Raw genomic sequence first — 26,142 nt, forward strand, 5'->3', positions numbered from 1 at the left:
ATTTTTTTTGAGACATCTATTTCCGGTTGGATTATATTTATACATATCTCCCGTAAGGTGGGAGCATGCACTCATTCACAAAGGAGGAGAACGTATGCTGAAGAAATTGATTCTCGCATCATTGGCAGTGGCCTTCCTGGGAATGCAGGCGGGGCTGGCGATGGCGGCAAATCCAGATACGGGACCGGGTTGCGGCCTTGGAAAGCTTGCCTGGCAGAATTATCCTAACCAGAAGACGGTTGGCGTCCAAACGATGGAAGCGACCACGAACGGGTCGTTCGGCACCCAGACGTTTGGGATCAGCAGTGGAACATCCGGCTGTACCAATGACGGCAAGTTCTGGGCGCAGGAGAAGGTTAACGTATTTGCGGCGCTGAACTTTGAAAATTTGGCACAAGATATGGCTCAGGGACAGGGGGAACATCTGGCGTCCTTGGCGACGCTGATGGGTATTCCGGCGGCGCAGCAGCCGGCGTTCTTCGCGATGACTCAGGAGAAGTATGCCTCCCTCGTTTCAGCAGGCGAGACCTCTCCGATTGCACTCGTGAAGGCCTTGAATGACGCGGTGGCCACGCATCCGATGCTGGCTAAGGTTTCCGTCAACTAGTTGTTGTCTCCGTGAGGTTCTGGTTGCAACGACTGGGACCTCACGGCTTTTTCAGAATCTTCCCGGTCATTTTCCTGCTCACCTTCCTCACGTGCCTTGTTCCCTCTCACGGAATCAGCAGCCCACTCGGCGACCAGTCTTATCTGAACGAATTGCTGAGCCGTGCCGCAATCCTGCGCCTCGCGGAGGAGCGTGAGTGGCAGGTCCTCCTCCATTACCGCCGGACGTGGCTCGGTGGAGTAGAGAGTATGCAGGACGATCCGGGGTTCTTTCTTGCTCCGCAAGGGAAAACCAACCCGCAGGCCGAGCTTGCCGCCACGCTGACTCATTTTTTTGTCGACGAGGTCGTCGGTCGCTCGAAGCAGCCCGCGCAATGCGCATTCGTGGCCCGATACCACTGGCTGAAAGAACGCCTGCTGTTTGATGACGCTCGTCTGCCGCCGTTGCCTTGTGAGCGGTTCAAAAATTGGTTCGACGAGTTCAATGCCGAGGCGATCAGCCTTATCTTTCCGACGGGGTTCATGAACAATCCCTCGTCCATGTTCGGCCATACATTTTTACGAGTCGATGGCAAGGATCAGACGCCGCAGACGAGAATTCTGGCCTATACCATCAACTATGCGGCCCAGCTCCCGCCTAATGCCGGCCTCGAGTACGCGGTTAAAGGGCTTGTCGGCATGTATCCCGGATATTTCTCCACCATTCCGTATTACCTCAAGGTGCAGGAATATCGGGATATCGACAATCGAGACATCTGGGAATACCGGTTGAATTTGACGGAACGGCAGGTGACCCGCCTCTTGATGCACACCTGGGAGTTGGGGAATGCCTATTTCGACTATTACTTTTTCGGTGAAAACTGCGCCTACCATATCCTTTCCTTGATAGAGGCGGCTGAACCATCTGTCCATCTGCTGGATGCGTTTCCCGCCTATACGATTCCCGTCGATACGGTTCGGCTTCTGCGGGAGTCGGGACTTGTCGGAGAGGTGACTTCCCGGCCATCCCGCAGTACGCTCGTGCGTCGCAAGCGCGCGTCGATGACCGGCGATGAGCGTGGGTGGCTCGATCGTGCGATCAGAAATCCTGCCGAGATCAGGGAGGACGGATTTCAATCGCTTCACAGTGAACGGCAAGCCTTTATCTTGGAGGCGGCTTCGGACTATCTCCTTCAGCACAGTGCCGGAGCAGGGGAGGAGGGGGTTCCGTATCGAGAGAAAAATAGGACCATTCTGAGAGCCAGGAGTGAACTGAAAGTCACTCCATCGGCGGTACGGATTGAACCCTATGTGACCCAGCCGGATCTTGGGCATGGGACCAGCCGCATCGGTGTCGGAGCAGGGTGGCGAAATCACAGAGCATTTGAAGAAGTGAGCTTCCGTGGCGCATACCATGACCTGCTCGACCCCGAGCCCGGGTATACCCCTGATGCACAAATCGAGGCGGTATCAATCAGTGTTCGTCACTATCACGACCAGTCGCAGGCGCGCGTCGAACGCTTCGGACTGATCAATATTACCTCTCTTGCGCCGATCGATGGGCTTTCACGATCGCCCTCCTGGAAAGTCAATGTCGGGATGAACACGATCCGGCATAACGGCTGTCAGCTCTGCAGCAATGGCGTGGCCAGCGGCGGCATCGGTGCCGCCATGGAATCCAGCCTGTTCAAGCGGGAAGTCTATTTCGCGTTTGCCGAAGCGGAGGCCAATTACAGCAAGGCGTATGACGAACACCATCGCGTTGGCGGCGGCGGAACGGTCGGTGTACTGAGTGATCTCACCGATCGGTGGAAGCTGATGCTGTCGGGCACGTATCTCCGCTATGCCTTGGGGGACAAGTCCGAGGATCTCCGCTGGTTTGTCGGGTCGCGGTATACCCTGAGCCAGGACTGGGCATTGCGTGTCGAGTATAACCATCGAGACCGAGATAACGACGTGGTGTTCTCCATTCAAGCCTTCTTTTGATTTGTCTCGGGGCCTCCCTCTTGCCCGCTCGAAATAGTCCTGCTACAAGAATGCCCGAGAGAGGGATCGGAGACCCGCGATGATGTCCGCGACAGAGCCACAGGGTGAATCGTCCGTTGCCCGCGTCCCCATGGTGCCGGTGGCGCCGCACCCGCCGTTGCGTCGCTACTATGCCGAGGAGGGTGAACGGCAAGTATTCTTGAATGAGCTGTTCAATCGCACGGCCTATCAGTATCGCAATATCGATAAAGCGACCGGCTTCGGATCGGGTCTTTGGTATCGGCGGAAGGCGTTGCGTGAAGCCGGGCTCAAGCCCGGTATGCACGTGCTGGACGTCGCCTGTGGGCCCGGATTAGTTGCGCAATGCGCGCGGGCGATCGTCGGTCCTTCCGGTTCGGTCATCGGGTTGGATCCCAGTATCGGGATGTTGCGAGAAGCGCAGAAGGGACCCTGTCGGAATTTCGTACGGGGCATCGGCGAGCAGTTGCCGTTTCCCGATCGGACGTTCGATTTTCTGAGCATGGGGTACGCCCTCCGCCATGTCTCCGATCTCAAGACGGCATTTTCGGAGTATCGCCGGGTCTTAAAGCCCGGCGGGATCGTGCTGTTGCTGGACATCTGTCGTCCGCGGTCGCCGTTTCTTTTGTCGTTGTCCCGGTTCTATATCAAGACCATGATGGGCATCGTCTTCGCGGCTTCGACCGGCAACCGCGACATGAAAACGCTGATGGAGTATTGGTGGGATACCACCGAGTATTGCGTGCCGTCGGAGACGATCCTGAGCGCGCTGGGCGAAATGGGGTTTGTTGACGCCTCGTTGCACGAAATCTTTAACGGGCTCTTGCGGGACTATCGCGCGGTGAAAGCCGAGAAGACTGTATGACTGATTCAAGCCGCTCATCGTTGGAACAGGATTTAGCGGCCTTGATCGTTCAGACCCTCAAGCTCAAGGTCGATCCGGCGACCATTCAACCGGACGCCGCGTTGTTCGGTGACGGGCTTGGGCTCGATTCCATCGATGCGCTGGAGCTCTCGCTGGCCATTTCTCAAACATACGGCTATCAATTGAAATCGAGCGACCCGGAGATCAAGGCGATCTTTTCTTCTCTGCGCGCGCTGGCCAACGCGATTGAGAAGAACCGTACCAAGTGAATGATACGGTGTCATGCTGGATGTGCCATTCGATCAATGTCCTGGATCTCTCGCTGGGTATTTCCTAAATGTACGGCCATCAATTGAAATCGAGCGACCTGGAGATCAACGCGATCTGTTCTTCTCTGCGCGCGCGCTCGAACGCGATCGAGAAGAATCGTACGAAGTGAATCATGTGGTGCCATGCACGACGCTCCACTGATCGGCCCCTACAATCCTGACGAGGTCCTGGCCCGGGAAATCGACGGGCCGCGCACGGCCCGTCAATTCCTGTCCGATGTTTCCCGCCTGGCCGATTCGTTGCCTGATCGCCCTGCTGTCCTCAATCTGTTGTCCAGCCGGTATGAATTCCTTGTCGGGTTCGCCGCGGCGATGCTGCGGGGGCAGGTGACGTTGCTGCCTCAGAGCCGGGCGCCCCAGACGCTTCGCCGGATTGCCGGCGACTATCCTGAGAGCTATTGCCTGACAAATCCGAATGAGCCGGTTGAGGGGATCGAGTCCGTGGTTCCTCGGCGGCAGGGTAGTCTCGCCGGATGGCCGAAGCGGATGCCGCATATCCCACTCGACCAGGTCGCGGCGATCGCGTTTACCTCAGGCAGCACTGGCCAGCCGATGCCAAACAAGAAAACCTGGGGAGCCTTGACGGCTGTCGCCCGGGCGACGGGAACCAGACTTGGCCTGAAGGCCGGCGAACCTGCTGCGGTAGTGGCGACCGTGCCGCACCAGCATATGTTCGGGCTGGAAGCATCCGTCATGCTGCCGATCGTGCATGGGCTGGTCATGCATGCGGGGCGTCCGCTCTTTCCGGCCGACATCCGTGACGTCTTGGCCGAGGTGACGGGGACGCGCCTACTTGTGACGACGCCGTTGCATCTCCGGGCCTGTGTGGCCGAAGGCCTGCGCGTGCCGCCGGTCGGATTGATTCTCTCTGCGACCGCGCCGCTTGCGCGAAGTCTGGCGCAAGCAGCCGAACGGCATTTCCAGACGGAGGTGCATGAAATTTTCGGGTTTGCCGAAGCGGGCAGCGTGGCTGAGCGGCGGACGACCGCCGATGATCGGTGGTGGCCGCTGGACGGGGTGCGTCTGGCGCAAGACCATACGGTGTGGACGGTACAGGCCGACTATCTTCCGGTTCCGGTCCGCGTTCCGGACCGTATCACCGTCGATGCCGACGGTCAGTTCCTCGTGCATGGCCGGGAAGCCGATCAGATCAATATCGCGGGCCATCGCGTTGCGCTCGGCGATCTGAACCAAAAACTGCTGGAGGTCGAGGGCGTACAGGACGGAGTCTTTTTCCTGCCCGATGAGGGAGCGGATCTCGTGACCCGGCTGATCGCCTGCGTGGTGGCGCCGGGAAAAACCGTGGAGGAAGTTCAGCAGGCCTTGCGCACGCGCATCGATCCCGTGTTTCTCCCCCGTCCGCTTCTGCTCGTGCCGCGCCTGCCCCGCAATGACACGGGCAAGTTGCCGCGCGAGGCCTTGCTGAAGCTTGCGGCGCAACAGGCCGGAGGGGCATCGCATGACGCATAAGCGTGTCGTCTCGATCGGTCCGGATCATCCGGCGCTGCCCGGTCATTTCCCCGGCCATCCGGTCGTCCCCGGCGTGCTGGTGATGGACGAAGTCATCGAGACCCTGCGGGAGCATTACGGGCAAGCCCTGATCGTCACCGGGCTGCCGTCGGTCAAGCTGTCGTCGCCGCTGTCGCCGGGCGAGCCGCTGACGATCGATATCGCGCAGGAGGATTCCACGACCGCTGCCTTTACCTGCCGGGTCGGCCATCGAACTGTGGCTGCCGGATCGATCCGGTTCCGCCTTCCGGCCGACGCCCGGCCGCTGCTGTCATGACGCCTGGCTGGAAACAGCAACAGGAGCGCGGCAACCGTCGGGTCATCCGTCTCATGGCCTGGGTGGCGCAGGCGTTGGGGCGGCCGGTTGCCCGGGCGCTGCTCTATCCGATTTGTCTGTACTATCTCTGTGGCTCACCGCAGGCGAACCGGGCCCTGCGCCGCTATTACGAACATCTCCAGGGCCATGCTCCTGGCTGGCCGGCGCTCTTCCGTCACTATCACTCGTTCGCCGCAACCATTCTGGACCGAGTGTATTGTCTGCGGGGCCGGTTTGATTTGTTCGATATTCGCATTCATGGACTTGACGTGCTGGATAGCGCCTTGGCGAAGGGAAGCGGATGTCTTTTGCTCGGGTCGCATCTCGGTAGTTTCGAAGTCGTGCGCGCGGTCGGTCTATCGCGCGAACAGATTGCCGTCAAAGTGCTGATGGACGAGCAGAATGCGCCGTTGATCCGCGCCTTGATACAGGAACTGAACCCCGCCGTGGCCGAGACGGTGATTCAAGTCGGCGGGGTGGATACGATGCTCCAGGTGCAGGAATGCCTGGCTGGCGGCGGGGTCGTCGGTATTATGGGCGACCGGCTGATGGTGGAAGATCAATCGGTGCGCTGTGAGTTTCTCGGCGAGGGCGCGGCGTTCCCGAGCGGACCGGTGCGGCTGGCGCATGCCGTGCGCGCGCCGATCGTGTTGTTTTTCGGACTCTACCGAGGAGGCAACCGGTATGACATCCATCTAGAATTGCTGAGTGAGTCCGTCCGGTTGTCCGCAGACCATCGGCACGAGGATGTGCGGCGATGGACACAACACTATGCGGATCGACTGGCACATTACAGTCATGACGCGCCGGATAATTGGTTTAATTTTTATGATTTTTGGCAAGCCTCTTCGTAAGGCCGCGACCAGTTTTTCGTTCCTGCTCGTGCTCCTGCTCGGCAGCGTCGCCCCGGCAGCGGTCGATGCTCCCCCTGCGCCATGGACGGTCGACGGGCTGGTGGCGCTGCTCAAGGAACAGCGCGAACCTTCCATGGCGTTTGAAGAAGCCACGTACTCCTCCTTATTGACCGAACCGTTGATCGTGAAGGGCCAGTTGCGATTCACCCCGCCGGCGACGATGGAGAAAGCGATCACCCAGCCGTTTCGCGAGCGGTACGTGATCGAAGGAGATCGGGTGTTGTTTGAGAGCGAGCGGAAAGGAATCAAGCGGACGATCTCGCTCGAAGACTATCCCGCGCTCCGCAGTTTTGTCGACGCCTTCCGCGCGAGTTTTACGGGCGACGCGGCTCGCCTGCAGAAGGTGTATGAAGCCACGCTGGAGGGCACCCGCCGGCAGTGGACGCTGCTGCTGCGCCCGCGTGAGCAGGCGGGACGGTCGATGGTGGACTACATTCTTTTCACCGGTTCGGAGGGCCGCGTCGCCACGATCGCCATCCGTTCCCCCGACGGAGACCGGTCGGTCATGACGCTCCTCCATGGAGCGGCTCGATGAGCCGGCCGTTCGGTGTGCGGTTCAGTGTGATGGGTCTCTGGATCCTGGCGATGGCCTGCGGGCTGTGGCTGATAACCACGCGGGTGAACGTGCATAGCGAGCTGGCTGACCTGTTGCCGGAAGGCACGACGGCGACCCAACGGTTGCTCCTCACGCAAGTGCGCACCGGGATTGCCGGCCGGCTCATGTTGCTGGCTATCGAAGGTGGAGAGCCGGACGATCTGGCTCAGGCCAGTCGAGAGCTCGGCACGCAACTTCGCGCAACCGGGCATTTCAACGTCATCGGAAACGGCGCGCAGGCTTTGTCGAAACCGGATCAGGACCTGCTGTTCCGGTCGCGCTATCTGTTGAGCCGGCAGGTAACTCCGGAGGCTTTCTCCGTCGAATCCCTGCGACACTCGCTCGAGCAGCGGCTCGATGATCTTCGTTCCCCGCTGGCGCCCATGATGAAAGCGACGATTCCGGAAGATCCGACGGGAGTCTTTCTGGGCATCCTGAAAGACTGGGCGGGGCAGGAGGGACCGGCGAAACATCGCGGTGTCTGGATGTCGGAGGATCAGACGAAGGCCCTGCTGGTCGTGGAAACCAAAGCGACAGGGTTTGACGCCGATGCGCAGGCGGCGATCCAGCGCGATATCCGCAAGGCGTTCGAGGATTTGCCCGGCCGGCCGGCGTCTCTTCGTTTGCTCATGAGCGGTCCCGGTGTGTTTGCCGTGGAGATCAAGCAGACCATCGAAGCGGAGATCTGGTGGCTCTCAACCGCCGCGTCCACGCTCGTCGTGCTCTTGCTCTATGCGAGCTACCGGTCGGTGACGTTGGTGCTGCTGAGCGCGATCCCGCTGTCGACCGGCATCGTCGCGGGCGTGCTGGCCGTCAATAGTTGGTTCGGCTTTATTCACGGCATCACGCTTGGCTTCGGCATCACCCTGCTCGGCATCGTCGACGATTATCCGATCCATCTGTTCAGCCATGTGAATGTGCGTGGTTCCGCGCCGGCGGTGATCCGGGCGATTTGGCCGACGATGCGACTGGGTGTTCTGACGACCGTGATCGGATTTTCCTCGCTGCTCCTGTCCGGATTTCCTGCCTTGGCGCAGTTGGGCATTTTTGCGGTCGTTGGGCTCATCGCGGCGGCCTTGGTGACCCGGTATGTGTTGCCGGTCTGTGTTCCGCCCGCGTTTGTTCCTCGTGCGGTACCGCGCGGGATCGTCCCGGCGGTGGCACGGCTCACTCGGTTCAAGTGGCTGGTGCCGGGGTCAGTCGTTCTTGCCACATTCATGCTGTTATGGTCTGATACACCTCTGTGGCAAACGGATCTCGGGAGCCTGAGTCCGGTGTCGGAAGTGAGCAAGCGGCTCGATCTGCAGCTCCGCCACGACTTGGGGGTGCCGGATGTCCGCGATCTGCTCGTCATTGAGGGGGGAACGGAAGAGGACGTACTCCAACGCGGGGAAGCTGTGATGGCGCAACTGGACCAACTGCGAACCGGCGAGCTGGTGGCGGGCTATGACCTGGTGTCTTCGTATCTGCCGAGCCGCCGCAGTCAGCAGGCCAGGCAGCAGGCTCTTCCTGAACGGAGTGCGCTGGAACAGAATCTCCGGACCGCGCTATCGGGGCTGCCGTTCGCGCCCGGACTGTTTACGCCGTTTCTTGATTCTATTGAGGCCGCGCGGACGCAACCGCTGATCGATCGCGCCACCTTCAACGGTACCGCCGTAGGGCTGAAGCTGGAGTCCTTGTTGATTGAACAGCAGGAGCAATGGTCTGCCGTGGTGCCGCTGCGGGGTGTGGCGGATAGGGCACGCCTCGGTGAAATCGTCGCCGGATGGCATGCGCCTGGTGTGGCCTACGTGGATCTCAAGGAGGAGTCCAACCGGTTGATGACGGCCTATCGAGACCGAACCCTGGCGATCGTGGCCTGGGGGCTGCTGGTGATTGCCGTCATGCTGGCGGCTGGGCTGAAGTCGATCAGCATCTTGCGGCCGGTCCTATTACCCATGATGAGCGCGCTGGTGGTGGTCGCCGCCCTCGTGAATGCGGCGGGCGAATCGCTTTCGCTTTTTCACGTCGCCACCTTCCTGTTGGTCATCGGGCTCGGACTCGACTACGCGCTATTTTTCAACCGGCCGGAGGGCACGGGCGAGGAACGCGCCAGGACGCTGTACGGCTTGCTGGTGTGCAGCACCACGACGATTCTCGTGTTCGGCGTGTTGGCCTGCTCGACGATCCCTGTATTGCATGCGATCGGGATGACGGCGGCGATCGGGTCGTTCTGCTGCCTGTTGTTTGCAGGCATGATGGCGGAGCAGGAGCCAGTCGCACATGTCTAATCGACCGAGGACTCCATTAACACTCTCGGCCTACACACTGGTCACGGCGAATGGGCGTCGTTGGATCGCCGCGGTCGCGGCTGTTTATCGGGATTGTCGTGGTGAACGAGGCCTCGGCCATGTCTAATCGACGGATGACTCCATTAACGTTATCCGCCTACACGCTGGTCACGGCGAATGGGCGCGGGGTCGGCGCGGTCTCCCAGGCCTTGCGCGAGCGCCGTTCAGGGCTGAAGCCGTGCGATTTCGAGGATGCGCTGCTTAAAACCTACATCGGGCGGGTCGCAGGGCTGGAAGATTTTTCTCTCGGCGCGGATTTAGAACAATTTGAATGCCGGAACAATCGGCTGGCCTGGCTGGGCCTGCAACAGGACGGGTTCATGGTCGCGGTGGCGGAAGCGATCCAACGCTACGGAGCCGACCGGATCGCGGTGGTCATGGGCACCAGCACCTCGGGCATTCTGGAGACGGAACATGCCTACCGGGATCGTGATCCTCTCACCGGTTCGTTGCCGCCCTGGTACAGCTCGCGGTATCGCTATACGCACAACATGTTTTCGTTAGGCCATTTCGTGCGGGCTTGCGTGGGCCTGCAGGGGCCGGCCATGGTCATCTCGACGGCTTGTTCGTCGAGCGCCAAAGTCTTTGCGACGGCCGCCCGCTTTCTCCAGGCGGGTCTGTGCGATGCGGCCATCGTCGGAGGAGTCGATAGTCTGTGCCATACGACGCTGCACGGATTTTCCTCTCTGCAGCTGCTGTCGACCAGTCCTTGCCGGCCCTGCGATGAAGATCGCGACGGGCTTTCGCTGGGCGAAGCGGCAGGCTATGCGTTATTGGAGTCGAGCGAGCGGGTAGGGCGGAAAGGGGCCGTTGCATTGCTGGGGTACGGCGAAAGCTCCGACGGGTACCACATGTCGCATCCGCATCCGGAAGGCGCCGGGGCGATTCGGGCCATTCGCCAGTCGTTGGATCGCGCCGGGTTGCAGCCGTCCGACATCGACTACATCAACCTGCACGGCACCGCGACCCGGGCCAACGATGCGGTTGAGGATAAAGCGGTGTACTCTATTTTCGGTGACGGGCCCGCCTGCAGTTCGACGAAAGGCTGGACCGGACATGCGTTAGGAGCGGCGGGGATCACGGAAGCCTTGATTGCGGCGCTGTGCGTGAAGCAGGGATTCATCCCCGGCACGCTCAATTGCGAGCGGGTCGATCCGGCGTTGCGCAGCCGCATTCTCCGCGAGAACGAGGACCGCCCGATCCGGCGCGTGGTGAGCAATATTTTCGGGTTCGGCGGTAATAACTGCAGCCTCGTCTTGGGGGTCTTGTGATGCGGGTCGGGATTCTCGGCGTCGGACTGCTCGCGGCCGGCCTCGAAGGCTGGCTGATTGGGCGCGAGGTGTTGGCCGGTACCAGGCCGTTCGATCCCGCGAAAGTGCCGGATCCTGACGCATCGCTTCTCCCGGCGAATGAGCGGCGGCGGAGCAGCGATTGTGTCCGGTGGGCGGTGCAGGTGGCGCAGGAAGCCATGGCGCAATCCGGGCTGGATCCTCATGACGTCGCGACCGTCTTTGCCTCGTCCGGCGGCGAGATGGATGTGCTCGATAAACTGTGCCGGGCGCTGGCGACCGCCGAGCGGGTGGTCTCACCGACGCTGTTCCATCAGTCGGTCCACAATACCGCCGCCGGCTATTGGGGCATTGCGACGAGTTGCCAGCAGTCCTCGACGGCGTTGTCCTGTTATGACGATTCCTGCGCGGCGGGGCTGTTGGAGGCCGTCACCTATGCCTGCGTCGAAGCGCGTCCGGTTCTCTTTGTCGCCTATGATTTGCCGGCGCCGGCGCCGCTCAACGGCGCCCGGCCGATCGCCTCGGCGTTTGCCGCGGCCGTGGTCTTCACGCCGCTGGCGGAACAGGCGCCCGCGAGGGCCACGGTGAGATTGACGACCGCCGCCGGCCATGATGTCAGCAGTGCATTCAGTCATGAATTCGAACGGCTCAGGCTCGATAATCCGGCTGCCCGCCTGCTGCCGGTGTTGCAGGCGCTTGCCATGGAACGCCGCGCCACGATCAATCTCAACTGGTTGGACGATCAACGGGTGACCGTAGAGGTTGAGTCCTGCCGCCGCTGACGAAAGACGAGATCGGCCGGCTGCTTCCGCATGGCGGGTCCATGCGTCTGCTCGATACGGTGGAGGCCTGGGACGAGACGACAATCCGCTGCCGGACGGCCACGCACCGGGACCCAAACCATCCGCTCCGCTTCCGTGGCCGCCTTTCGGTGGCGGTTGGTTTGGAGTACGCCGCCCAGGCGATGGGTGTGCATGTGGGACTGCTCGATCATGATCGGAAGACGGAAGGACGGATCGGGTATGTCGGCAGCGTCCGGGACGTCACCTTCGAGGTGGAGCGGCTCGATGACACTGCAGCCGATCTGATCGTGGAAGCGACACGCCTGGTGGAGGGAGATCAGAGTTATATGTATCGTTTCACGGTGCTGCTCGACAGTCGGGCGATCATCGAAGGCCGCGCGTCGATCTTTATCAAGGCGGTGGCATGATGGCAAAGAAGCGCGCATTGGTCACGGGAGGCAGCGGCGAGATCGGTGCCGCGATCTGCGAGCGGCTCGCCGCGGACGGCTATGCAGTTATCGTGCATGCCTATCGGCACAGCGAATCGGCGAAGCGGGTGGCAGAGAAGGTCATAGCCGGAGGAGGAGCGGCGACGGTAGCGACTTTCGATATTGTCGATGGTGTGGCTACCGGACAAGCCTTGCAGACGCTTCTCGCCGACGGCCCTATCCAGGTGCTCGTCAATAACGCTGGCATCCATGAGGATGCCCCCATGGCCGGGATGACCGCAACGCAGTGGATGAAGGTTGTGGACCTGTCGCTGAACGGATTCTTCCACGTCACCCAGCCGCTGTTGTTGCCGATGATCGGCACCCGCTGGGGCAGGATTGTCTCGATTTCGTCGCTGGCCGGCGTGACTGGGAATCGCGGCCAGACGAATTATGCGGCGGCGAAGGCCGGCCTGCACGGAGCCAGCAAGTCGCTGGCGATCGAGCTGGCGTCCAGAGGGATCACCGTGAATGTCGTCGCGCCCGGCTTGATCGAGTCATCGGCGACGAGACAGTCCTTCAAGCCGGAGCAGGTCGATGCGATGGTGCCGATGAAACGAGTGGGGACGCCGGAAGAAGTTGCGGCGCTCGTCTCGTTTCTCGTGTCCGAGCAAGCCGGATATATCACGGGTCAGGTCATCGGCATCAACGGAGGCATGGCGTGACGGACCTGTCCGAACTCGCCCAATCCTACTGGGTTCTCATTCCTGCGTATAACGAAGCCCACACGGTTCGCGATGTGGCTCTGCGCGCCAGACAGCACTGCGCCAACGTGATCGTCGTAGACGACGGTTCAACGGATGGCACGGCCGAGGCGCTGGCTGGCCTTGATGTGACTCTGCTCAGGAACGAAACCAATCTTGGAAAGGCGGGCAGTCTCTGGAAGGGATTTCAGTATGCCCTGGAGCAGAGAGCTGAGGGCGTGATTACGCTCGATGCCGACGGGCAGCATGCTCCCGAGGAAATTCCGTTGTTCCTCACCTCCTTCCAGAATGGTCCACAGGCCTTCCTCATCGGTGCGCGCCATCGCGATCAGCGGAAGGCGACATTTTGGCGATACGGCGCGAATCGCGTGGCGGATTTCTGGATCGGGTTGGCAGCCGGAACCCCGATTGAGGATAGTCAGTCGGGATTTCGCCTCTATCCCGCCGCGTTGCTTCGGGCGATCGACATTTCGCATGAGCGATCACGCAGCTTCGTATTCGAGAGCGAGATTCTGATCGAGGCTGCCAGGCAGGCTCTGAGTATCCGGAATATTTCGATTACGGTGCGGCCGCGATCGGGGCCCTGTCCCAGCCATTTTCGTCCCGTGCTGGATATCGTCAAGATCACCCGGATGGTGGCCTGGAAGATTCTTTCGAAGGGATTGCCTCTCGGCGGGCTGTGGTGTGTTTTTCGCGGCGGGCTGTCGGCGTAAGAGCAACACGCGTGGATCTGGGCAGGCCGCTGTTCGCCCGCGACACGAATGCTCTGAGTGAACGCGGGTTATCACGATGGCGAGCGGGGCAGAGGGCGGCGAAACGAGGCCCGGGTTTACCCCGGGCCCCCTCGACGGCGAATGAGGCGATTACGGGGCGGAGGCGGCCATCAGGCGGCCCTTGATGGCGTTATCGAGATTCCGAACCCAGCCGATATAGGCTTCGTGGATCGTCTGCTTGTCCGCATTGTATTTGAGATTGACGCTGTCTTTGTAGGTGATGCTGTACGACTTGGTGGTGTAGTCGATGTCGACGACCGCAGTATGGCTGCGGGCGTTTTGGGTCCCGAGAATATGGCCTGGCTTGTCGGGAGTCATGATCCATCGTAAGCTCAGTCCGGCTTCCACAATGGCTTTCTGAACCTGTTCCATCGTGAGTTCTTTCCCGGTAGCGGTCGCCACGGGTGCCTCTTTGACGTTGTAGACTTGTCCGGCTCCCCGGCAGCCGGTGATGACGACGATCGTCAAGCAGGCCATGACGACCGCGGATAGGATTCGATTCATCGCTGTCCCTCCTCTCGATAGATGGATTCTGATTGCAGCCCTCTTGCTCTTAGTATGGCTGACGGCATCAAGTCAAGCTGCCGTGCGGCCGTATCGGTCATTCTGGTCGCGATATAGCCGGCCTCGTGAATGTGCGCGAGCAACTCGTCCACGAAAATCAAGTTGCCCGGGCTCATTCTCTTCTGATTCCATGTGGACATGGATTGGGGAAACGTTTGTTCGGCGGCCCGCACGAATTCGCCCGGGTGGCAGTAGAACACGAGATGGCGCGAGCGCGCTCCGATCCATCGGATCATATGCCGGAATGTTCCGAGGCCGACCGTGCGCAGGGTGGCCAGATTGATCGGAAACAGACAGGACGATGGCGGCACTTCCACGATGGCGCTGTCGCCGGGACGATTGAGGTTGCTACGGGATGGACGGTATGGGTCTCGGGGAGCGCTGAAATATTTGAGATAGTGGACACGGCCGAGTCCCATGTCGAATCGCCTGGCGGGAACGGACGAGTCGTAGCGATAGCCTTCTTCTTCGAGGACCCGCAGCGTCGTTTCGCTGATCCACAGATTCGGCGCCCGGAATACGACGGGCCTGACGCCGGAGGCCTTCTCCACGGCATCCGTTGCCCGCCGGATCCATTGCCGTTGCTGCTCGTAGGGCGCGATACGGAAGTCCTCGTCTTCCTCCAGCCCTCCGTGCGCCCATCCGTGGGTGCCGAGCTGGTGCCCGCGCTGGAGGCACTCGCGGACGAGGTCCGGATAGGTTTCGGCGAAGCGGCCGGCGAAGAAAATCGTCGCTTTGATGTGAAACCGATCGCAGCCGTCCAGGAGCGACGCCAATCCGACATGCGAACCGGGAACCCAGTCGCAATCGATGGTGAAGTAAAACTGCTTGACCGGCTTTGCGGTTCGTCCGGTCCCTTGTCCGGTGATCGGCGGGCCGGCTTGTCGGGAGGGGTCAGTCCAGCCCATTACAGACCTGCCTGGGGCGGGGTGAGTGCTTGGGTCGCGGGCTGTGAGGATTGGTATGGAGACATGGCGCGGCTCAGTCTGTGGTGACCACCCCTTCGATTTCAACCAGCAGTTCCTTGCGGCAGAGATCCCCCTGAAGATAGACGATCTGGCTCGACGCGAACAGGGGAATATCGAGGGCTCGCTGGATGGCGTCGAGATGATTGGGTTCGCGGACGTAGACCTTATACCGACCGCGGGCGGCGGGCCGGCTGTGCGTCGTTCCCGCTATGTCGTCGGCATGGGCTAACAAGGCATGCAGGTTGTCGACGGTTTCCAGTATCTGCGTTTCAGGGTGGCCGATGTGGCGGCTCTCATGTCCCACGATGCTGGCCGTGCCGGAGATGAGCAGTTGCGCGTGGAGATCCGATTGGAGGAGCGTGGCGCGCGCAAACGACGGGCTGCGGGGACCGTAGTGGTCCGGGTATTCATAGGCATGGACTTGACGGGGATTGCCGAGATGGATGGCCGGATGAGTTCCCGCAAGCACATAGAGCTGGAGCGGACCGGATTTGGTGCCGACGGCTGTTCCAGCCGGAAGCGACTCGGGGAATCCTTGCAGCGTTCCGTCAAGCGCCTGATACCGTCCGATGCAAAACTGGCGGTAGCGTTCGAGGCCGTCCTCGTCTTCGTTGATGCCGGGAAAGAAATTCCAGGCGCGCCACAGATACGGATAGCCTAATTCCTGGATGTGATGCAGGAGGCGACGGTAGGCCCGTTCCGTCGTCTCGCGCAATCCTTCGCCGGGTTCCTCTTCAAGTTGAACCATGCTGGCCAGCATATTCCCGCTCGTCGCGGCAACCAATTCATTCCGTCTGTGAACGGTCACCGGCTGGTCGCTGGTCCACACTTCCAGGTCCGCGTGGTTGCCCAGCTGTGGAAGGTCCAGCGTGATGACCGGGCAGGAGATGGATGCGGGAACCGGCGCGCCAAAGGACACAATGGCTAGGGGATGGGTGGCGGAGGCGGCGAGCCACCGCGACAGATGGGCGGATTCGATATAGTCCATCCGCAGATGGGGGGCGGCTTCGAGCAACGGCTGATGCGATCTCAGAGGTCGCGGTATGGCGCGCTGTCCCATATCTATTTCCTGATACCTAGCGTGACGCGTTGACCTGGTTCACGGCGTAATCTTTGACTTCAGTGACAGTCGTTCTGGGGCCCTGCTTGCGGCGGCGGGCCACGGCCCAATTTTCTTTCCAATTCAATACGAAAACGGCGTAGTACACAACTTTAAAACAGAAAAGAGGGATGCGCGTTTGGGATTGAGCGAACACATCCCCGGCCAGCAAAGACAGTACCGCCCGTTCGATTTTCGGTGGCCGGTTGGTTGAGACAAACAGCGACTGAAAAGCCGGCTGGTTGAATCGATGGATAAACCAGGAAAAGGTTTTGATGCCGCGGCGGACCATGCGCTCAAATTCCTGGAGGCGTGCGGCATAGTCCGGTGACTGGCGAAGATAGGCGTCGACGACGGTGGCGCCCCGCGTGCCGCTATTGAGGGCCAGGTGAACGCCGCTGGAGAAGACCGGGTCAATGAAGGCGAAGGCGTCGCCGACCATGAGATAGCCGTCGCCTGACATGGTGTCACGCCGATAGGAAAAGTTCGCGGCGGCATAGGTTTGCGTCAGGGGCTTGGCCTGTTCCATGCGTCGAGCGATCGGAGGCGATTGGCGAAGGGTATCCAAGAGAAATTGATCGAGCGGAGCGGTTCTCGACTTAATATAGTCCGGATGGCAGACAACGCCGACGCTGGTGGTGCCATCCTTGAACGGAATCAGCCAGCACCAGCCGTCATCCAACCAACCGGCGGTGATATTGCCTTCGTCCTTGCCGGGAAGCCTCTCGACCCCCTCGAAGTGGCCGAAGATCGCCGCGCTGCTATGGTCCGGACTACGGCGCTTGCCGCCGAGCTGGTTCGAGAGAAACGTGTCCCGGCCGCTGGCGTCGACGACAAACTTTGCGTCCCAGGTTCGTGGCCGGCCGTCGCGATCCTCCGTATGGACTAATGAGGTCTGCCCGGGGCGAAATTCGACGCGCTGGGCTTTGACGCCTTCGTGGACCGTCACGCCTTTGGCGATTGCGTTCTTCAAGAGAATGGCATCGAACTCGGACCGCTTCACTTCGAACGCATAGGGTTGGGATTCGTCGAACGCCTTGGAGAAATAGAACATCTGCGCGCGCCCGTAGCGGTGCGAAATCATCTCGGCGCCGTATTTGATGATGCCGATGCGCTCGACGTCGGCAAGCACTCCCAGTTGTTTCAAGATGGGAAGCGATTGAGGCAGGAGCGACTCCCCGATGTGGAAACGTGGGTAAGGGTCTTTTTCTAGAATGTGCACCGTCCAGCCCTGTTCGACTAGCAGGGTGGAGATCGTGGAGCCGGCCGGCCCGCCGCCGACGACCAGCACGTCGCAGGTGACGGGTGTCAACTCAGATTTCATCGTCGTGTGACCCAAAGAAGCGCTCCTTCAGCGAGAAAACGATCTGCGCGGAGTATACCCAAGCGGTTCAGCCATGGCTAGTTGTGGGGCGCATAATGTTCCCGTCTCGTTGACAAGAGTGTAGGTCTTTCATGTCTTGACCAGGTTCCAAGCGCATGGTACTTGTTTCCGCTCCGAAGTAACAGTGTTCCTAAGTGGTTCAGGGGACGAAATCATCATTCGCAAGGAGGGCTCCATGAGAGTCGGTTCCATGGTACTAGGCGCACTGCTTCTGTTTTCTACCACCGCCTGCGTGTCATCTCAGGTGAAGCTCCCTTCAGCCGCAGTGGGGGCCAGCGAGAAAGCGTTGGGCCACACCGAGGGGTCGGCGGTTGGGATCCTGCTCTTCGGGTATATCCCAATCATGCAAAACGGTCGCTTTGAGCGTGCCTACTTAGAGGCCGTGCAAAACGGCGGAGGAAATAGGCTGACGGATGTCGAGATTTCAGAACGGTGGTTTTGGGGAGGAGTTCTGAACGGATTTATATTCAAAGTTGAAGGAACAGCCGTCGCAAACAAATAGCAATTTGCAAGTTTTTGTTCAACGAGGAGGCTTCTATGAAACGAGGGTTCTTTATTCTTGGCCTGCTTCTTTTATTGACGAATGCCGCGTGCCATTCCACGCAACTACGGATGCCGTCAGAGCCAATTGGCGCCAATGAGAGGTCAACGGGAATATCCGAAGGACATAGTGGCGGGTTCATGCTCATGGGATTTATCCCGATCAATCAGAACGACCGGTTCCAATCAGCACTCAATACGGCAGTGGCGAAGTCAGGAGGCACGCGTCTTACCGATGTCGTGATTTCCGAACGGTGGTTCTGGACTCCGGTCGGTAACGGGTTAGTCTTTAAGGTGCAAGGAGTGGGTGTTGCTCCCAAGTAGTCACTGTTTTGCGGGGGCGCCATCGATTAGGAAGGTGCCCCGCATTCTTTTCTCGCTGCGACATGTACCGTATGCCTGCTGAGTTGCCTTATCCTCGCCAGTTCAACAAATCTGAGAGATACTCAGAGGTGAGTATTTCCCCTCTCGTAGACCTCCGTATTGGTCGAAGCTATCAACTATGATGAGTTTAGGGTGCCGCGGGCTCATACTCATGCTTCTGGTTGCAATGAGTCCAAATAGCGTATGGGCTGAAGGGCTTGGCGATCCGGCTTCTCAGAAGCCGCCGGAGAAGAAGGTTGATCTTTATTTGAGTGGCCATGCGATGGGTTTTTTTCCGCAGGACAAAGACCTCACCGTTGGCGGCGCAGGTGTTCCGCGGACCGATATCCGCGGCACCTTCGGAGCCGGCATTAAATTCGAAGCCTATCCGTGGTTTACCAACAAAATTCTTGGCGGAGAAATTGAAGCGTTCGGTCTTGGGGGCAGCGTGCGGGCTCCGCGCATCACGTCCGGATCGGGGACTACTCAGGCGCAAGGGAACCTGATTGCGGTGAATACGATGTACAACGTCATGCTGCGGTATCCGGGCGAGATGGTTCAGCCGTATATCGGGGTCGGTGGAGGCACCTCAATAGGAGTGCTCTATGATGCGTTGATTCAACACGGCAATCTGGCACTCACGGGAACTTCTGGCGATATGGCCTTCGCCTATCAGTTCTTAGGCGGCATCAAAGCATTCGTGACAAAGCGACTGTTTGTGTTTGGCGAGTACAAATACTTTGGAACGAAGTATAGTTTTGATAGTGAAGGGGCCAGCCACTCCAAAGTAAAGCTCGATTTTCAAACCCACATTGTGTCGGGCGGCATCGGCTGGTCGTTTTAGTCACAGAACGAACATCGTTCTATCGAGGTCTCTATCAGCATCCTCGATCAATTCTTCGTCTATCACCCTGACCCGTGGGAAGACCGCGATTGGAGAGGCGCGAGTGGTCTTCCGCTGGAAGATGTGTGGTTTTCGTCGGCTGACGGCACCAAACTCTTCGGCTGGTACGCCGAAGCGCGCGCGGATGCCGCCGTGCTGCTCTGGTGTCATGGCAACGCCGGAAGCGTGATCCACCGTCTTGAAAACCTTCGGGAGCTCTATCGGCTCGGATTGTCGATTTTCATTTTCGACTATCGCGGGTATGGCCGCAGCCAGGGGAAGCCGTCAGAAGACGGGCTCTATCACGATGCCATCGGCGCCTACGACTATCTGACCAGGGTGCGGCAGATTCGACCGGAGCGGCTGGTCGTGTTCGGCCGATCGTTGGGCACTGCCGTCGCAACCGATCTTGTCTCGCGAAAGCCGGCGGCCGGATTGATTCTGGAATCGGCGTTCCCGTCGATTGCCGCCGTCGCACAATACCACTATGGCGGGTTGCCGGTGCATTGGCTGCTCGGGGCGGAATTCAAGCTCATTGACCGTCTTCCGCGGCTGTCTCTTCCCACGCTCATGATCCATGGCGATCGGGACGATATTATTCCGATTGAGTTCGGCCGCCAGGTGTTTGATGCCGCCAAGCCGCCGAAATGGTGGTATGGGATAGCCGGCGCGGATCACAACACCACCTACCAAGTCGGTGGGAGTGCGTACTTCCGCCGGTTCGCTGATTTTATTCGCGGCGCGAGTTCCGCCTAGCCGGACAGAGAGTGGCCTTCCTGAAATATGCATTTGGTGATTGGGCCGCATATTTGGTACAGTGCGCCGGGCATTGCACTTGTCCGGGCCCAGGGCAGCTGACACGAGGCATAACGAATGACGATGAAGCGAACAAACGGAACGACCGATCAGCGAGCGATGGGGCTCGGCGTGCTCATGGTAATGGCGATGTTATGGCTGCCGGGCTGTGCCGGCCGAACCGGCTCGCCGATCGCTCAGCTTGAGCCGCCCACGCCGCCGGTGTTGCTCGCGGATGCAGCGGGAGCTTCGGCGCAGGTCTCTGATGCCACGGAGAAGTCGTCCGATGATCTCTTCGATCCCTTCGCGAAGTCCGGCGAAGACGGCATTGAAGAATACGATCCGTGGGAGCCGCTCAATACGAAGGTTTTCGAATTCAATCGACAGGTCGATCGCTGGATCTTGAAGCCGGTGGCGCAGGGCTACAATTTTGTGATGCCGAATCCGGTCCAGATCGGGATCAGCAACTTTTTCTACAACCTCCGGTTCCCGCCCAGATTTTTCAATAATATTTTTCAAGGCAAAGCGAAGGGCGCGGGCATTGAGATGGGCCGATTTCTGGTCAATACCACGGCGGGGGTTGGCGGGCTCTTTGATGTGGCCCAACATCTCGATCTGAAAACGCCCGAAGAAGACACCGGCCAGACGCTCGGGTTTTATGGTGTGGGCCCCGGTCCCTATCTCATGATTCCGCTGTTGCCGCCGTTCACGGTGCGCGATCTATTCGGGTTTCTCGGGGATATCGCGCTGAACCCGATCAACTGGCTGGTGGCGCCGATCATTGAAGTCAAGGGAGTCCCATCGGTGATCGCCCATAAGAATCGCATGACGAGTTCGGTCGTGCAGCTCGGCAGCCGGGTATTTGAAATCGTGAATGACCGTTCATTGAACCTGGAAAAGTACCAGGGTGTCGAAGAAGCCACGCTAGATCTGTATGCTGCGGTGCGCAACGCCTACCTTCAGCAGCGGGCCAAGGCGATTCGCGAATAATCGCGAACAACCACGCGGAACTGCTCCGTTCTCTGCCGCCGGCTAGGTGCGCGCGGCCGGCGCTGCTCCTCCTACCCTTCAGTTTTTCGGCAATTCTCCGACAAGAACAGGCAGGCCTTGCGAGTCAACCCGCATGGCGGCATTGCTCTTATGAATACCCCTGCCTTGAGCCAGAGCCCAGGTTTTCCCGCAGCCGTCCACCTGGCGCCGCCGGAGGTGTCGGTCTATGACGTTGCGCGGATCATGCATTGGCGGAAAGTCGGGGTCGTGATCGTTGTGCAGCGCCATCGCCCGGTGGGAATCGTCACTGATCGGGATTTGACGACGCGAGTCGTGGCCCATGGACTTGATCCCCGGTCAATTACGATGGGCCGCATTATGACCGCGCCGGTGGTGACGGCGGCTGCCGACGCGTCCGATGAACACCTGCTCCGCTTGCTGGCGCAGAGTCGAGTGCGACAGGTTCCATTGATTGACGGCGAGGGAAATGTGGCCGGCTTGGCCGCCTGGAACCTCACCGAAATTGCTGGCGGTTCGGGGTCTTTCGAGGCCGCGCTGGTTCGATCGACGGCGATGGTCCCGATGGTGAAACGTCGCACGTTTAGGCGGGCGCTCTATGGCGTCCAACAAGAGATCCGTCAGCACGCTCGCTGGATCGGCGCGACGATTGCGCTGGCGGCGATCGTCGCCGCGATTTCTCTGATCGCGGCCGGGCACTGGAATCCGTGGAGTTCGACCCCCATGGTGTCGCTGTACGCAACCGAATCCAGCCGATCAGGCAAGCCCAATCCGGTCGCGCCGCCGTCCCCTCATGGAGATCCGAGCCCGGCATCTCCTTCGTTTACCCCGACCCGATAATCCCTATCTCCCGACCGACTTTCGCGAAGGCCGAGATGGCATGCTCTAATTGCGCTCTCGTATGCGCGGCGGACATCTGCACGCGGATGCGCGCTTGGCCCTTCGGCACGACCGGAAAACTGAAGCCGACCACGTAGACGCCTTCCCGCAGGAGGCGATCAGCCATGCTGGTGGCGAGTGTGGCGTCACCCAGCATCACCGGAATAATGGGGTGATTGCCTGGGACGAGACGGAATCCAAGCGCAGTCAACTGCGAACGAAAGAACGCGGCGTTGTCCTGCAGTCGAGTCCGTAAGGCATCGCCTTGCGCGACCAGCGTCACCGCCTGCAATGCGGCGGCGGCGATGACGGGAGGCAGGGCGTTGGAGAATAGATATGGACGCGAGCGCTGACGCAGGAGTTCGACGATTTCCGCCCGTCCCGAGGTGAATCCTCCGGCCGCACCGCCGAGGCTTTTCCCGAGCGTGCTCGTCACGATATCCACTCGATCGACCACCCCGAAATGCGCGGGCGTTCCGCGCCCGTTCGGACCCAGCACCCCGGTGGCATGACTGTCGTCGACCATGACGATGGCGTCGTAGCGATCGGCCAGCTGGACGATCTGATCGAGTTTGGCGAGATCCCCATCCATGGAAAACACCCCGTCCGTGGCGATCAGGCGCAGCCGATTCCCGCGCGATTCCTGTAGTCGGGTTTCCAACTCAGCCATGTCGGCATGGGCATATCGAAGGCGTTTCGCCTTACAGAGGCGAATGCCGTCGATCACGCTGGCATGATTCAGCGCGTCGCTGATGACGGCATCCTCTTCATTGAGCAGCACTTCAAACAAGCCGCCGTTGGCGTCGAAACAGGAGCTGTAGAGGATCGTGTTCTCTGTACCCAGGAAAGTGCTGATCGCCTGTTCCAGCTCAATGTGCAGATCCTGGGTGCCGCAGATGAATCGCACGGACGCCATGCCGTATCCGTGCTCGGTGAGTCCGGTGGCGGCGGCCTTTAGGATATCCGGGTGATTGGCGAGGCCCAGGTAGTTGTTCGCGCAGAGGTTCAGCGCCGAGCCTTGCGCCACGCGGATATCGGTCCCTTGCGGGCCGAGGAGTTGTCGTTCCTGCTTCTCGAGACCGGCTGCGCGAATGTCGGCGAGTTGTTGTGCGAGCACCGTCTTGAGTGACTGGTACGCCATGGTTGGATCAGGGAAATAAGACGACTTTGCCGCACTGGCCGGAATTGATCAACTCAAATCCCCGGGCGTAGTCGCTCATCGGGAAGGTATGCGTAACGATCGGCTTGATGTTGAGCCCTGCTTTGAAGAGCCCGGCCAGGCGATACCACGTGCTGAAGAGGCGTCGGCCCGTAATCCCGTGCACGCGAATCCCTTTGAAGATAATTTCATTGGCCAGATCGAACGAGATTGGCCCAGTCGGAATGCCGAAGAGGGTCACCCGTCCGCCGTTTTTGACCGCGCCAAACGCCTGGTGCAAGGCGCTGGGATGACCGGACATTTCCAGCGAGGCATCGACGCCTTCTCCGGCGGTGATCTCGCGAATCGCGGCCGCGATCTGCGCGGGAGTCTCGGTTTTGGCGTTCAGTATATAGTCCGCGCCGACCTGTTTGGCCAGGCCGAGGCGATAGTCACTCACATCCGTGGCAATGATCGTCGCTGCGCCGGCGGTTCTGGCGACAGCGGCGGAGAACAGTCCGGTCGGTCCGCAGCCGGTGATCAGGACGGTGTGGCCGGTCAGGTCTTCCGCAAGGGCGGCATCGACCGCATTGCCGAGCGGTTCCTGAACCGAGGCGAATTCCGGTGGTATGGACGACGATGTGTTCCAGAGCACATTGTCGGGCAGGGCGATGTACTCGGCGAATGAACCGTCGCGATCGACTCCGAGGATGCGATAGTTCCGGCAGACGTGCGCCTGGCCGGTACGGCATTGAAAACATTGGCCGCAGGTAATGTGCGATTCGGCGGCGACATAGTCGCCGATCTTGACCCGCGTGACATCGCGGCCGATTTCGACGACCTCGCCGCACATTTCATGGCCGATGATGCGGGGCGGATGAATGCGGCTATGCGCCCAAGGATCCCAGTTGTAGATATGGGCATCCGTGCCGCAGAGCGAGGTCGCCGTGACCTTCACAATGACATCGGTGGGTCCGGCGGCGGGATCCGGACAGGTCATGGCGGTCAACCCGGGACCGGCGGAAGTTTTCACCAGCGCACGCATAGGTGCATTCTAACGTAACCCTATGAAGGAGGCACGTGTTGGGTGAAAAAACGGGTTGCACTCAATCCCGTGGCTGAGTAGGATGATTTTTATGTACCACCCGGTGCCCAGTCCTCTTGCCTTGCTGGCCGGCGTTCTCGGTCTCTGTCTTCTTCCGCTCACTGTCGTGTCGGTCAGTCCGGCGGCAGGCTCCCCGTCAGAAGCCTCTCTCGCGCCATCCGGAACGCGCTGGATAAAAATTGACCTGGAGACGGCCGATGCGTCCGGCGACATACAGCCGGGGAAGCCGTTCGATCTGTCGATTGCCGTCGGCGGGGTCGCCCGAGGCGGCGCTCCACTGGTGGCGATCTGCGAGTCGGTGCTGTTTCAGCGGCACGTCGTCGCATTGGAGTCTGACGACGGCGACATGGTGATGAAGGGGGAGGCCACGATGGAGCCGATCCCGTCGGGGAAACTCTCGGTTCCTCCCAAGGCCGCCAGAATTCAAGTGACGATCGCCCGCGTGAAGAAAGACAAGTTCGAGCGGGTGCTCACGCGTGTCGTGTATGTCACGATGGGAAAGCAGGAGGCGGCGAATGAAGGCAGCGATACCCCGCTGCCGAGTTCGGAAGAGTCGCCGGGCGTAGAGTCGGTGCAAGAGGAAGCCCAGCCGGATGCCTTGCCGATCTCAGGCGGGCTGGTGGTCGAAGAAGATTTGCTCCCGATGCCGGCGCCGGGACAGGGCAAGGCCTACTGGCAGCAGATCAGTTATTTGGTGAGCCGCAGCTGGAGCCGTACGGTCCGCCACATCCGCCATGCGCCGACGAGCGAGACGGTGCGGGTGAAGTTCCGGCTTTACCCCAGCGGGCGTGTGCAGTTGATCCAGATTGAACAAGGGTCCGGCGCGCGGGAAGTCGATGAGGCGGGGATTTATGCGGTGGTCCATGCGCAGCCCTTTCCTCCGTTCCCGGACAATCTGGAGACGGAAGCCGTCGATGTGCATGTGCGGATGCGAACGGGGGCGAAGACCGGAGCCCGAGAGGTGCAGTCGATTGTGAACAGCCCGGCCGGTGCGCCTGAGGCCGGGTTGTCTAAAAAATGATGGAATGGAAGGTGAGTCAGCGTGCTGGGGTAATTCATCTCATGGAGGGTACATGTATCAACGGACCTGTGTGAAAGCCGGTGTCTTGTGTGCGGTGTTACTGGCCGGGTGGCCGGTGGGGGCTGGGGCTGAAATGGCGCGATGGGACTTGGATCCCGACCATTCCATCATTGAATTCCGTGTTGCCCACATGGTGGTTTCAAAAACGGCAGGGCGCTTCATGGATTACAGTGGGGTCGTGGAAATGGATGCGGAGGCGCACCAGTTCAAGACGATCGAAGCGACGATCAACACGGCGTCGGTCAACACCAACCAGGAGAAGCGTGACGCGCATCTTCGGAACGCGGATTTCTTCGATGTCGAAAAGTTTCCGACGATGACCTACAAGATGAAAAGTTACAAGAAGACCGGCGAGGGCTACACGGCGCTCGGGGACCTGACGCTCCATGGCGTGACGAAAGAGATCACCTTAGTCGGAACATTTAACGGCGTGACCAAAGATCCCTGGGGGAACACCCGCGGGGGATTTACCGCCGAGGGAAAAGTGAATCGCAAGGACTTCGGCATGGTCTGGAATAAGACGCTCGACACCGGCGGGTTTGTCGTCGGCGACGACGTGAGCATCCGCCTCGACATCGAGTGTATCAAGGCCAAGAAGCCGTAGCCGTTTCCCGCCCTTCTCAGATCCCGGCCGCCTCACTCAGTGAGGCGGCCGGGCCACTCACCAGCCATGACCCATCGGAGCCTGTATGAAGGCAATGGTCCTCGACCATATCGGAGATGTGGCGGGCAGTCCGTTGCAGCTTCGCGACATTCCTATGCCCCTTCCGGGGCCGGACGAGGTGCTGGTGAAGGTGCATGTCTGCGCGGTCTGTTGCACGGATCTGCATGTCATTGAGTGAGAACTGACCG

29 protein-coding genes are annotated in these 26,142 nt (G+C 60.2%); 23 read left to right on the forward strand and 6 right to left on the reverse strand.

Annotated elements, in window-relative coordinates; genetic code table 11:
* The first annotated feature begins 94 nt into the window (after positions 1 to 94).
* From NITLEN_RS08185 to NITLEN_RS08255, 14 genes are all read left to right on the forward strand, one after another.
* Positions 95 to 607, forward strand: coding sequence for a DUF3015 domain-containing protein (locus tag NITLEN_RS08185; RefSeq protein ID WP_121989108.1), 513 nt, complete (start codon positions 95 to 97; stop codon positions 605 to 607).
* Positions 608 to 618: 11 nt separating this feature from the next.
* Positions 619 to 2,571: an Lnb N-terminal periplasmic domain-containing protein gene (locus NITLEN_RS08190; protein ID WP_484192426.1), complete on the forward strand. Its 1,953-nt coding sequence runs from the start codon at positions 619 to 621 to the stop codon at positions 2,569 to 2,571.
* Between the two features lie 79 nt (positions 2,572 to 2,650).
* Positions 2,651 to 3,454, forward strand: coding sequence for a class I SAM-dependent methyltransferase (locus NITLEN_RS08195; RefSeq protein ID WP_121989109.1), 804 nt, complete (start codon positions 2,651 to 2,653; stop codon positions 3,452 to 3,454).
* On the forward strand, positions 3,451 to 3,723 hold the full coding sequence (locus NITLEN_RS08200) for a phosphopantetheine-binding protein (protein WP_121989110.1): 273 nt from the start codon (positions 3,451 to 3,453) through the stop codon (positions 3,721 to 3,723). The genes NITLEN_RS08195 and NITLEN_RS08200 overlap by 4 nt, the downstream gene beginning before the upstream one ends.
* Before the next feature lie 183 nt (positions 3,724 to 3,906).
* Positions 3,907 to 5,253, forward strand: coding sequence for an AMP-binding protein (locus tag NITLEN_RS08210; RefSeq protein WP_121989112.1), 1,347 nt, complete (start codon positions 3,907 to 3,909; stop codon positions 5,251 to 5,253).
* The gene (locus NITLEN_RS08215; RefSeq protein WP_121989113.1) at positions 5,243 to 5,569 is read left to right on the forward strand and encodes an ApeI family dehydratase; all 327 of its coding nucleotides are present in this window, start codon (positions 5,243 to 5,245) and stop codon (positions 5,567 to 5,569) included. Before NITLEN_RS08210 ends, NITLEN_RS08215 begins: the two co-directional genes overlap by 11 nt.
* On the forward strand, positions 5,566 to 6,462 hold the full coding sequence (locus NITLEN_RS08220; protein WP_121989114.1) for a lysophospholipid acyltransferase family protein: 897 nt from the start codon (positions 5,566 to 5,568) through the stop codon (positions 6,460 to 6,462). The genes NITLEN_RS08215 and NITLEN_RS08220 overlap by 4 nt, the downstream gene beginning before the upstream one ends.
* Positions 6,437 to 7,057 carry a LolA-related protein gene (locus tag NITLEN_RS08225; protein ID WP_121989115.1) on the forward strand — a complete coding sequence of 207 codons (621 nt, stop codon included), beginning with the start codon at positions 6,437 to 6,439 and terminating at the stop codon, positions 7,055 to 7,057. Before NITLEN_RS08220 ends, NITLEN_RS08225 begins: the two co-directional genes overlap by 26 nt.
* Positions 7,054 to 9,387: an MMPL family transporter gene (locus NITLEN_RS08230; RefSeq protein ID WP_121989116.1), complete on the forward strand. Its 2,334-nt coding sequence runs from the start codon at positions 7,054 to 7,056 to the stop codon at positions 9,385 to 9,387. The genes NITLEN_RS08225 and NITLEN_RS08230 overlap by 4 nt, the downstream gene beginning before the upstream one ends.
* A 119-nt stretch (positions 9,388 to 9,506) precedes the next feature.
* Positions 9,507 to 10,718 carry a beta-ketoacyl-[acyl-carrier-protein] synthase family protein gene (locus NITLEN_RS08235; protein WP_219999414.1) on the forward strand — a complete coding sequence of 404 codons (1,212 nt, stop codon included), beginning with the start codon at positions 9,507 to 9,509 and terminating at the stop codon, positions 10,716 to 10,718.
* Positions 10,718 to 11,518, forward strand: coding sequence for a beta-ketoacyl synthase chain length factor (locus tag NITLEN_RS08240; protein ID WP_121989117.1), 801 nt, complete (start codon positions 10,718 to 10,720; stop codon positions 11,516 to 11,518). The genes NITLEN_RS08235 and NITLEN_RS08240 overlap by 1 nt, the downstream gene beginning before the upstream one ends.
* 41 nt (positions 11,519 to 11,559) lie before the next feature.
* Positions 11,560 to 11,946, forward strand: a complete 387-nt coding sequence (locus NITLEN_RS08245; protein WP_121989118.1) for a hotdog family protein — start codon at positions 11,560 to 11,562, stop codon at positions 11,944 to 11,946.
* Positions 11,946 to 12,671: a 3-oxoacyl-ACP reductase FabG gene (gene fabG / locus NITLEN_RS08250; RefSeq protein WP_121989399.1), complete on the forward strand. Its 726-nt coding sequence runs from the start codon at positions 11,946 to 11,948 to the stop codon at positions 12,669 to 12,671. Before NITLEN_RS08245 ends, fabG begins: the two co-directional genes overlap by 1 nt.
* Positions 12,668 to 13,423 carry a glycosyltransferase family 2 protein gene (locus NITLEN_RS08255; RefSeq protein WP_219999416.1) on the forward strand — a complete coding sequence of 252 codons (756 nt, stop codon included), beginning with the start codon at positions 12,668 to 12,670 and terminating at the stop codon, positions 13,421 to 13,423. Before fabG ends, NITLEN_RS08255 begins: the two co-directional genes overlap by 4 nt.
* A gap of 150 nt (positions 13,424 to 13,573) precedes the next feature.
* Here NITLEN_RS08255 and NITLEN_RS08260 read toward each other — a convergent pair whose 3' ends face one another.
* The 4 genes from NITLEN_RS08260 to NITLEN_RS08275 form a co-directional block, all read right to left on the reverse strand.
* Complete coding sequence (locus NITLEN_RS08260; RefSeq protein WP_121989119.1) at positions 13,574 to 13,987, reverse strand: hypothetical protein; 414 nt, start codon at positions 13,985 to 13,987, stop codon at positions 13,574 to 13,576.
* Positions 13,984 to 14,955 carry a polysaccharide deacetylase family protein gene (locus tag NITLEN_RS08265; RefSeq protein WP_121989120.1) on the reverse strand — a complete coding sequence of 324 codons (972 nt, stop codon included), beginning with the start codon at positions 14,953 to 14,955 and terminating at the stop codon, positions 13,984 to 13,986. Before NITLEN_RS08265 ends, NITLEN_RS08260 begins: the two co-directional genes overlap by 4 nt.
* A 73-nt stretch (positions 14,956 to 15,028) precedes the next feature.
* Positions 15,029 to 16,075 carry a chorismate transformation FkbO/Hyg5 family protein gene (locus tag NITLEN_RS08270; protein ID WP_121989121.1) on the reverse strand — a complete coding sequence of 349 codons (1,047 nt, stop codon included), beginning with the start codon at positions 16,073 to 16,075 and terminating at the stop codon, positions 15,029 to 15,031.
* 16 nt (positions 16,076 to 16,091) lie between these two features.
* Positions 16,092 to 17,453, reverse strand: coding sequence for an NAD(P)/FAD-dependent oxidoreductase (locus NITLEN_RS08275; RefSeq protein ID WP_146216140.1), 1,362 nt, complete (start codon positions 17,451 to 17,453; stop codon positions 16,092 to 16,094).
* A 220-nt stretch (positions 17,454 to 17,673) separates the two neighbouring features.
* Between NITLEN_RS08275 and NITLEN_RS08280 the strand changes: the two genes are divergently transcribed.
* From NITLEN_RS08280 to NITLEN_RS08305, 6 genes are all read left to right on the forward strand, one after another.
* Positions 17,674 to 18,000, forward strand: coding sequence for a hypothetical protein (locus NITLEN_RS08280; RefSeq protein WP_121989123.1), 327 nt, complete (start codon positions 17,674 to 17,676; stop codon positions 17,998 to 18,000).
* A gap of 35 nt (positions 18,001 to 18,035) precedes the next feature.
* A complete protein-coding gene (locus NITLEN_RS08285; RefSeq protein ID WP_121989124.1) occupies positions 18,036 to 18,362 on the forward strand; it encodes a hypothetical protein in 327 nt (108 codons plus the stop codon).
* A gap of 211 nt (positions 18,363 to 18,573) precedes the next feature.
* Positions 18,574 to 19,245 (forward strand): outer membrane protein, encoded by a 672-nt coding sequence (locus NITLEN_RS08290; RefSeq protein WP_121989125.1) that lies wholly within the window; start codon positions 18,574 to 18,576, stop codon positions 19,243 to 19,245.
* A gap of 123 nt (positions 19,246 to 19,368) precedes the next feature.
* On the forward strand, positions 19,369 to 20,040 hold the full coding sequence (locus NITLEN_RS08295) for an alpha/beta hydrolase (protein ID WP_245924413.1): 672 nt from the start codon (positions 19,369 to 19,371) through the stop codon (positions 20,038 to 20,040).
* Positions 20,041 to 20,163: 123 nt separating this feature from the next.
* Positions 20,164 to 21,069: an MlaA family lipoprotein gene (locus tag NITLEN_RS08300; protein ID WP_181416724.1), complete on the forward strand. Its 906-nt coding sequence runs from the start codon at positions 20,164 to 20,166 to the stop codon at positions 21,067 to 21,069.
* A 150-nt stretch (positions 21,070 to 21,219) separates the two neighbouring features.
* Positions 21,220 to 21,927, forward strand: coding sequence for a CBS domain-containing protein (locus NITLEN_RS08305; protein WP_121989128.1), 708 nt, complete (start codon positions 21,220 to 21,222; stop codon positions 21,925 to 21,927).
* Here the strand turns inward: NITLEN_RS08305 and NITLEN_RS08310 are convergent.
* Both NITLEN_RS08310 and tdh read right to left on the reverse strand, forming a co-directional pair.
* Complete coding sequence (locus NITLEN_RS08310; protein ID WP_121989129.1) at positions 21,911 to 23,107, reverse strand: glycine C-acetyltransferase; 1,197 nt, start codon at positions 23,105 to 23,107, stop codon at positions 21,911 to 21,913. The genes NITLEN_RS08305 and NITLEN_RS08310 overlap by 17 nt on opposite strands.
* 7 nt (positions 23,108 to 23,114) lie before the next feature.
* Positions 23,115 to 24,149 (reverse strand): L-threonine 3-dehydrogenase, encoded by a 1,035-nt coding sequence (tdh, locus tag NITLEN_RS08315; protein WP_121989130.1) that lies wholly within the window; start codon positions 24,147 to 24,149, stop codon positions 23,115 to 23,117.
* A 91-nt stretch (positions 24,150 to 24,240) separates the two neighbouring features.
* On the opposite strand from tdh, the gene NITLEN_RS08320 reads away from it, so the two are divergent.
* From NITLEN_RS08320 to NITLEN_RS18860, 3 genes are all read left to right on the forward strand, one after another.
* Positions 24,241 to 25,230 carry an energy transducer TonB family protein gene (locus NITLEN_RS08320; RefSeq protein ID WP_181416725.1) on the forward strand — a complete coding sequence of 330 codons (990 nt, stop codon included), beginning with the start codon at positions 24,241 to 24,243 and terminating at the stop codon, positions 25,228 to 25,230.
* Between the two features lie 52 nt (positions 25,231 to 25,282).
* A complete protein-coding gene (locus NITLEN_RS08325) occupies positions 25,283 to 25,894 on the forward strand; it encodes a YceI family protein (RefSeq protein WP_121989132.1) in 612 nt (203 codons plus the stop codon).
* An 85-nt stretch (positions 25,895 to 25,979) separates the two neighbouring features.
* Complete coding sequence (locus NITLEN_RS18860; RefSeq protein WP_219999417.1) at positions 25,980 to 26,132, forward strand: hypothetical protein; 153 nt, start codon at positions 25,980 to 25,982, stop codon at positions 26,130 to 26,132.
* Positions 26,133 to 26,142 lie beyond the last annotated feature (10 nt).

It is taken from the genome of Nitrospira lenta (assembly GCF_900403705.1).
Lineage (GTDB): Bacteria > Nitrospirota > Nitrospiria > Nitrospirales > Nitrospiraceae > Nitrospira_D > Nitrospira_D lenta.

Coding starts and splice junctions, on each gene's coding strand:
- NITLEN_RS08240 (WP_121989117.1), top strand. CDS start 10,718: ATGCGGGTCGGGATTCTCGGCGTCGGACTGCTCGCGGCCGGCCTCGAA.
- NITLEN_RS08210 (WP_121989112.1), top strand. CDS start 3,907: ATGCACGACGCTCCACTGATCGGCCCCTACAATCCTGACGAGGTCCTG.
- NITLEN_RS08215 (WP_121989113.1), top strand. CDS start 5,243: ATGACGCATAAGCGTGTCGTCTCGATCGGTCCGGATCATCCGGCGCTG.
- NITLEN_RS08245 (WP_121989118.1), top strand. CDS start 11,560: ATGCGTCTGCTCGATACGGTGGAGGCCTGGGACGAGACGACAATCCGC.
- NITLEN_RS08320 (WP_181416725.1), top strand. CDS start 24,241: ATGTACCACCCGGTGCCCAGTCCTCTTGCCTTGCTGGCCGGCGTTCTC.
- NITLEN_RS08260 (WP_121989119.1), bottom strand. CDS start 13,987: ATGAATCGAATCCTATCCGCGGTCGTCATGGCCTGCTTGACGATCGTC.
- NITLEN_RS08195 (WP_121989109.1), top strand. CDS start 2,651: ATGATGTCCGCGACAGAGCCACAGGGTGAATCGTCCGTTGCCCGCGTC.
- NITLEN_RS08185 (WP_121989108.1), top strand. CDS start 95: ATGCTGAAGAAATTGATTCTCGCATCATTGGCAGTGGCCTTCCTGGGA.
- NITLEN_RS08325 (WP_121989132.1), top strand. CDS start 25,283: ATGTATCAACGGACCTGTGTGAAAGCCGGTGTCTTGTGTGCGGTGTTA.
- NITLEN_RS08200 (WP_121989110.1), top strand. CDS start 3,451: ATGACTGATTCAAGCCGCTCATCGTTGGAACAGGATTTAGCGGCCTTG.
- NITLEN_RS08300 (WP_181416724.1), top strand. CDS start 20,164: ATGAAGCGAACAAACGGAACGACCGATCAGCGAGCGATGGGGCTCGGC.
- fabG (WP_121989399.1), top strand. CDS start 11,946: ATGGCAAAGAAGCGCGCATTGGTCACGGGAGGCAGCGGCGAGATCGGT.
- tdh (WP_121989130.1), bottom strand. CDS start 24,149: ATGCGTGCGCTGGTGAAAACTTCCGCCGGTCCCGGGTTGACCGCCATG.
- NITLEN_RS08220 (WP_121989114.1), top strand. CDS start 5,566: ATGACGCCTGGCTGGAAACAGCAACAGGAGCGCGGCAACCGTCGGGTC.
- NITLEN_RS08235 (WP_219999414.1), top strand. CDS start 9,507: ATGTCTAATCGACGGATGACTCCATTAACGTTATCCGCCTACACGCTG.
- NITLEN_RS08310 (WP_121989129.1), bottom strand. CDS start 23,107: ATGGCGTACCAGTCACTCAAGACGGTGCTCGCACAACAACTCGCCGAC.
- NITLEN_RS08225 (WP_121989115.1), top strand. CDS start 6,437: ATGATTTTTGGCAAGCCTCTTCGTAAGGCCGCGACCAGTTTTTCGTTC.
- NITLEN_RS08305 (WP_121989128.1), top strand. CDS start 21,220: ATGAATACCCCTGCCTTGAGCCAGAGCCCAGGTTTTCCCGCAGCCGTC.
- NITLEN_RS08290 (WP_121989125.1), top strand. CDS start 18,574: ATGCTTCTGGTTGCAATGAGTCCAAATAGCGTATGGGCTGAAGGGCTT.
- NITLEN_RS08280 (WP_121989123.1), top strand. CDS start 17,674: ATGAGAGTCGGTTCCATGGTACTAGGCGCACTGCTTCTGTTTTCTACC.
- NITLEN_RS08230 (WP_121989116.1), top strand. CDS start 7,054: ATGAGCCGGCCGTTCGGTGTGCGGTTCAGTGTGATGGGTCTCTGGATC.
- NITLEN_RS08265 (WP_121989120.1), bottom strand. CDS start 14,955: ATGGGCTGGACTGACCCCTCCCGACAAGCCGGCCCGCCGATCACCGGA.
- NITLEN_RS18860 (WP_219999417.1), top strand. CDS start 25,980: ATGAAGGCAATGGTCCTCGACCATATCGGAGATGTGGCGGGCAGTCCG.
- NITLEN_RS08285 (WP_121989124.1), top strand. CDS start 18,036: ATGAAACGAGGGTTCTTTATTCTTGGCCTGCTTCTTTTATTGACGAAT.
- NITLEN_RS08270 (WP_121989121.1), bottom strand. CDS start 16,075: ATGGGACAGCGCGCCATACCGCGACCTCTGAGATCGCATCAGCCGTTG.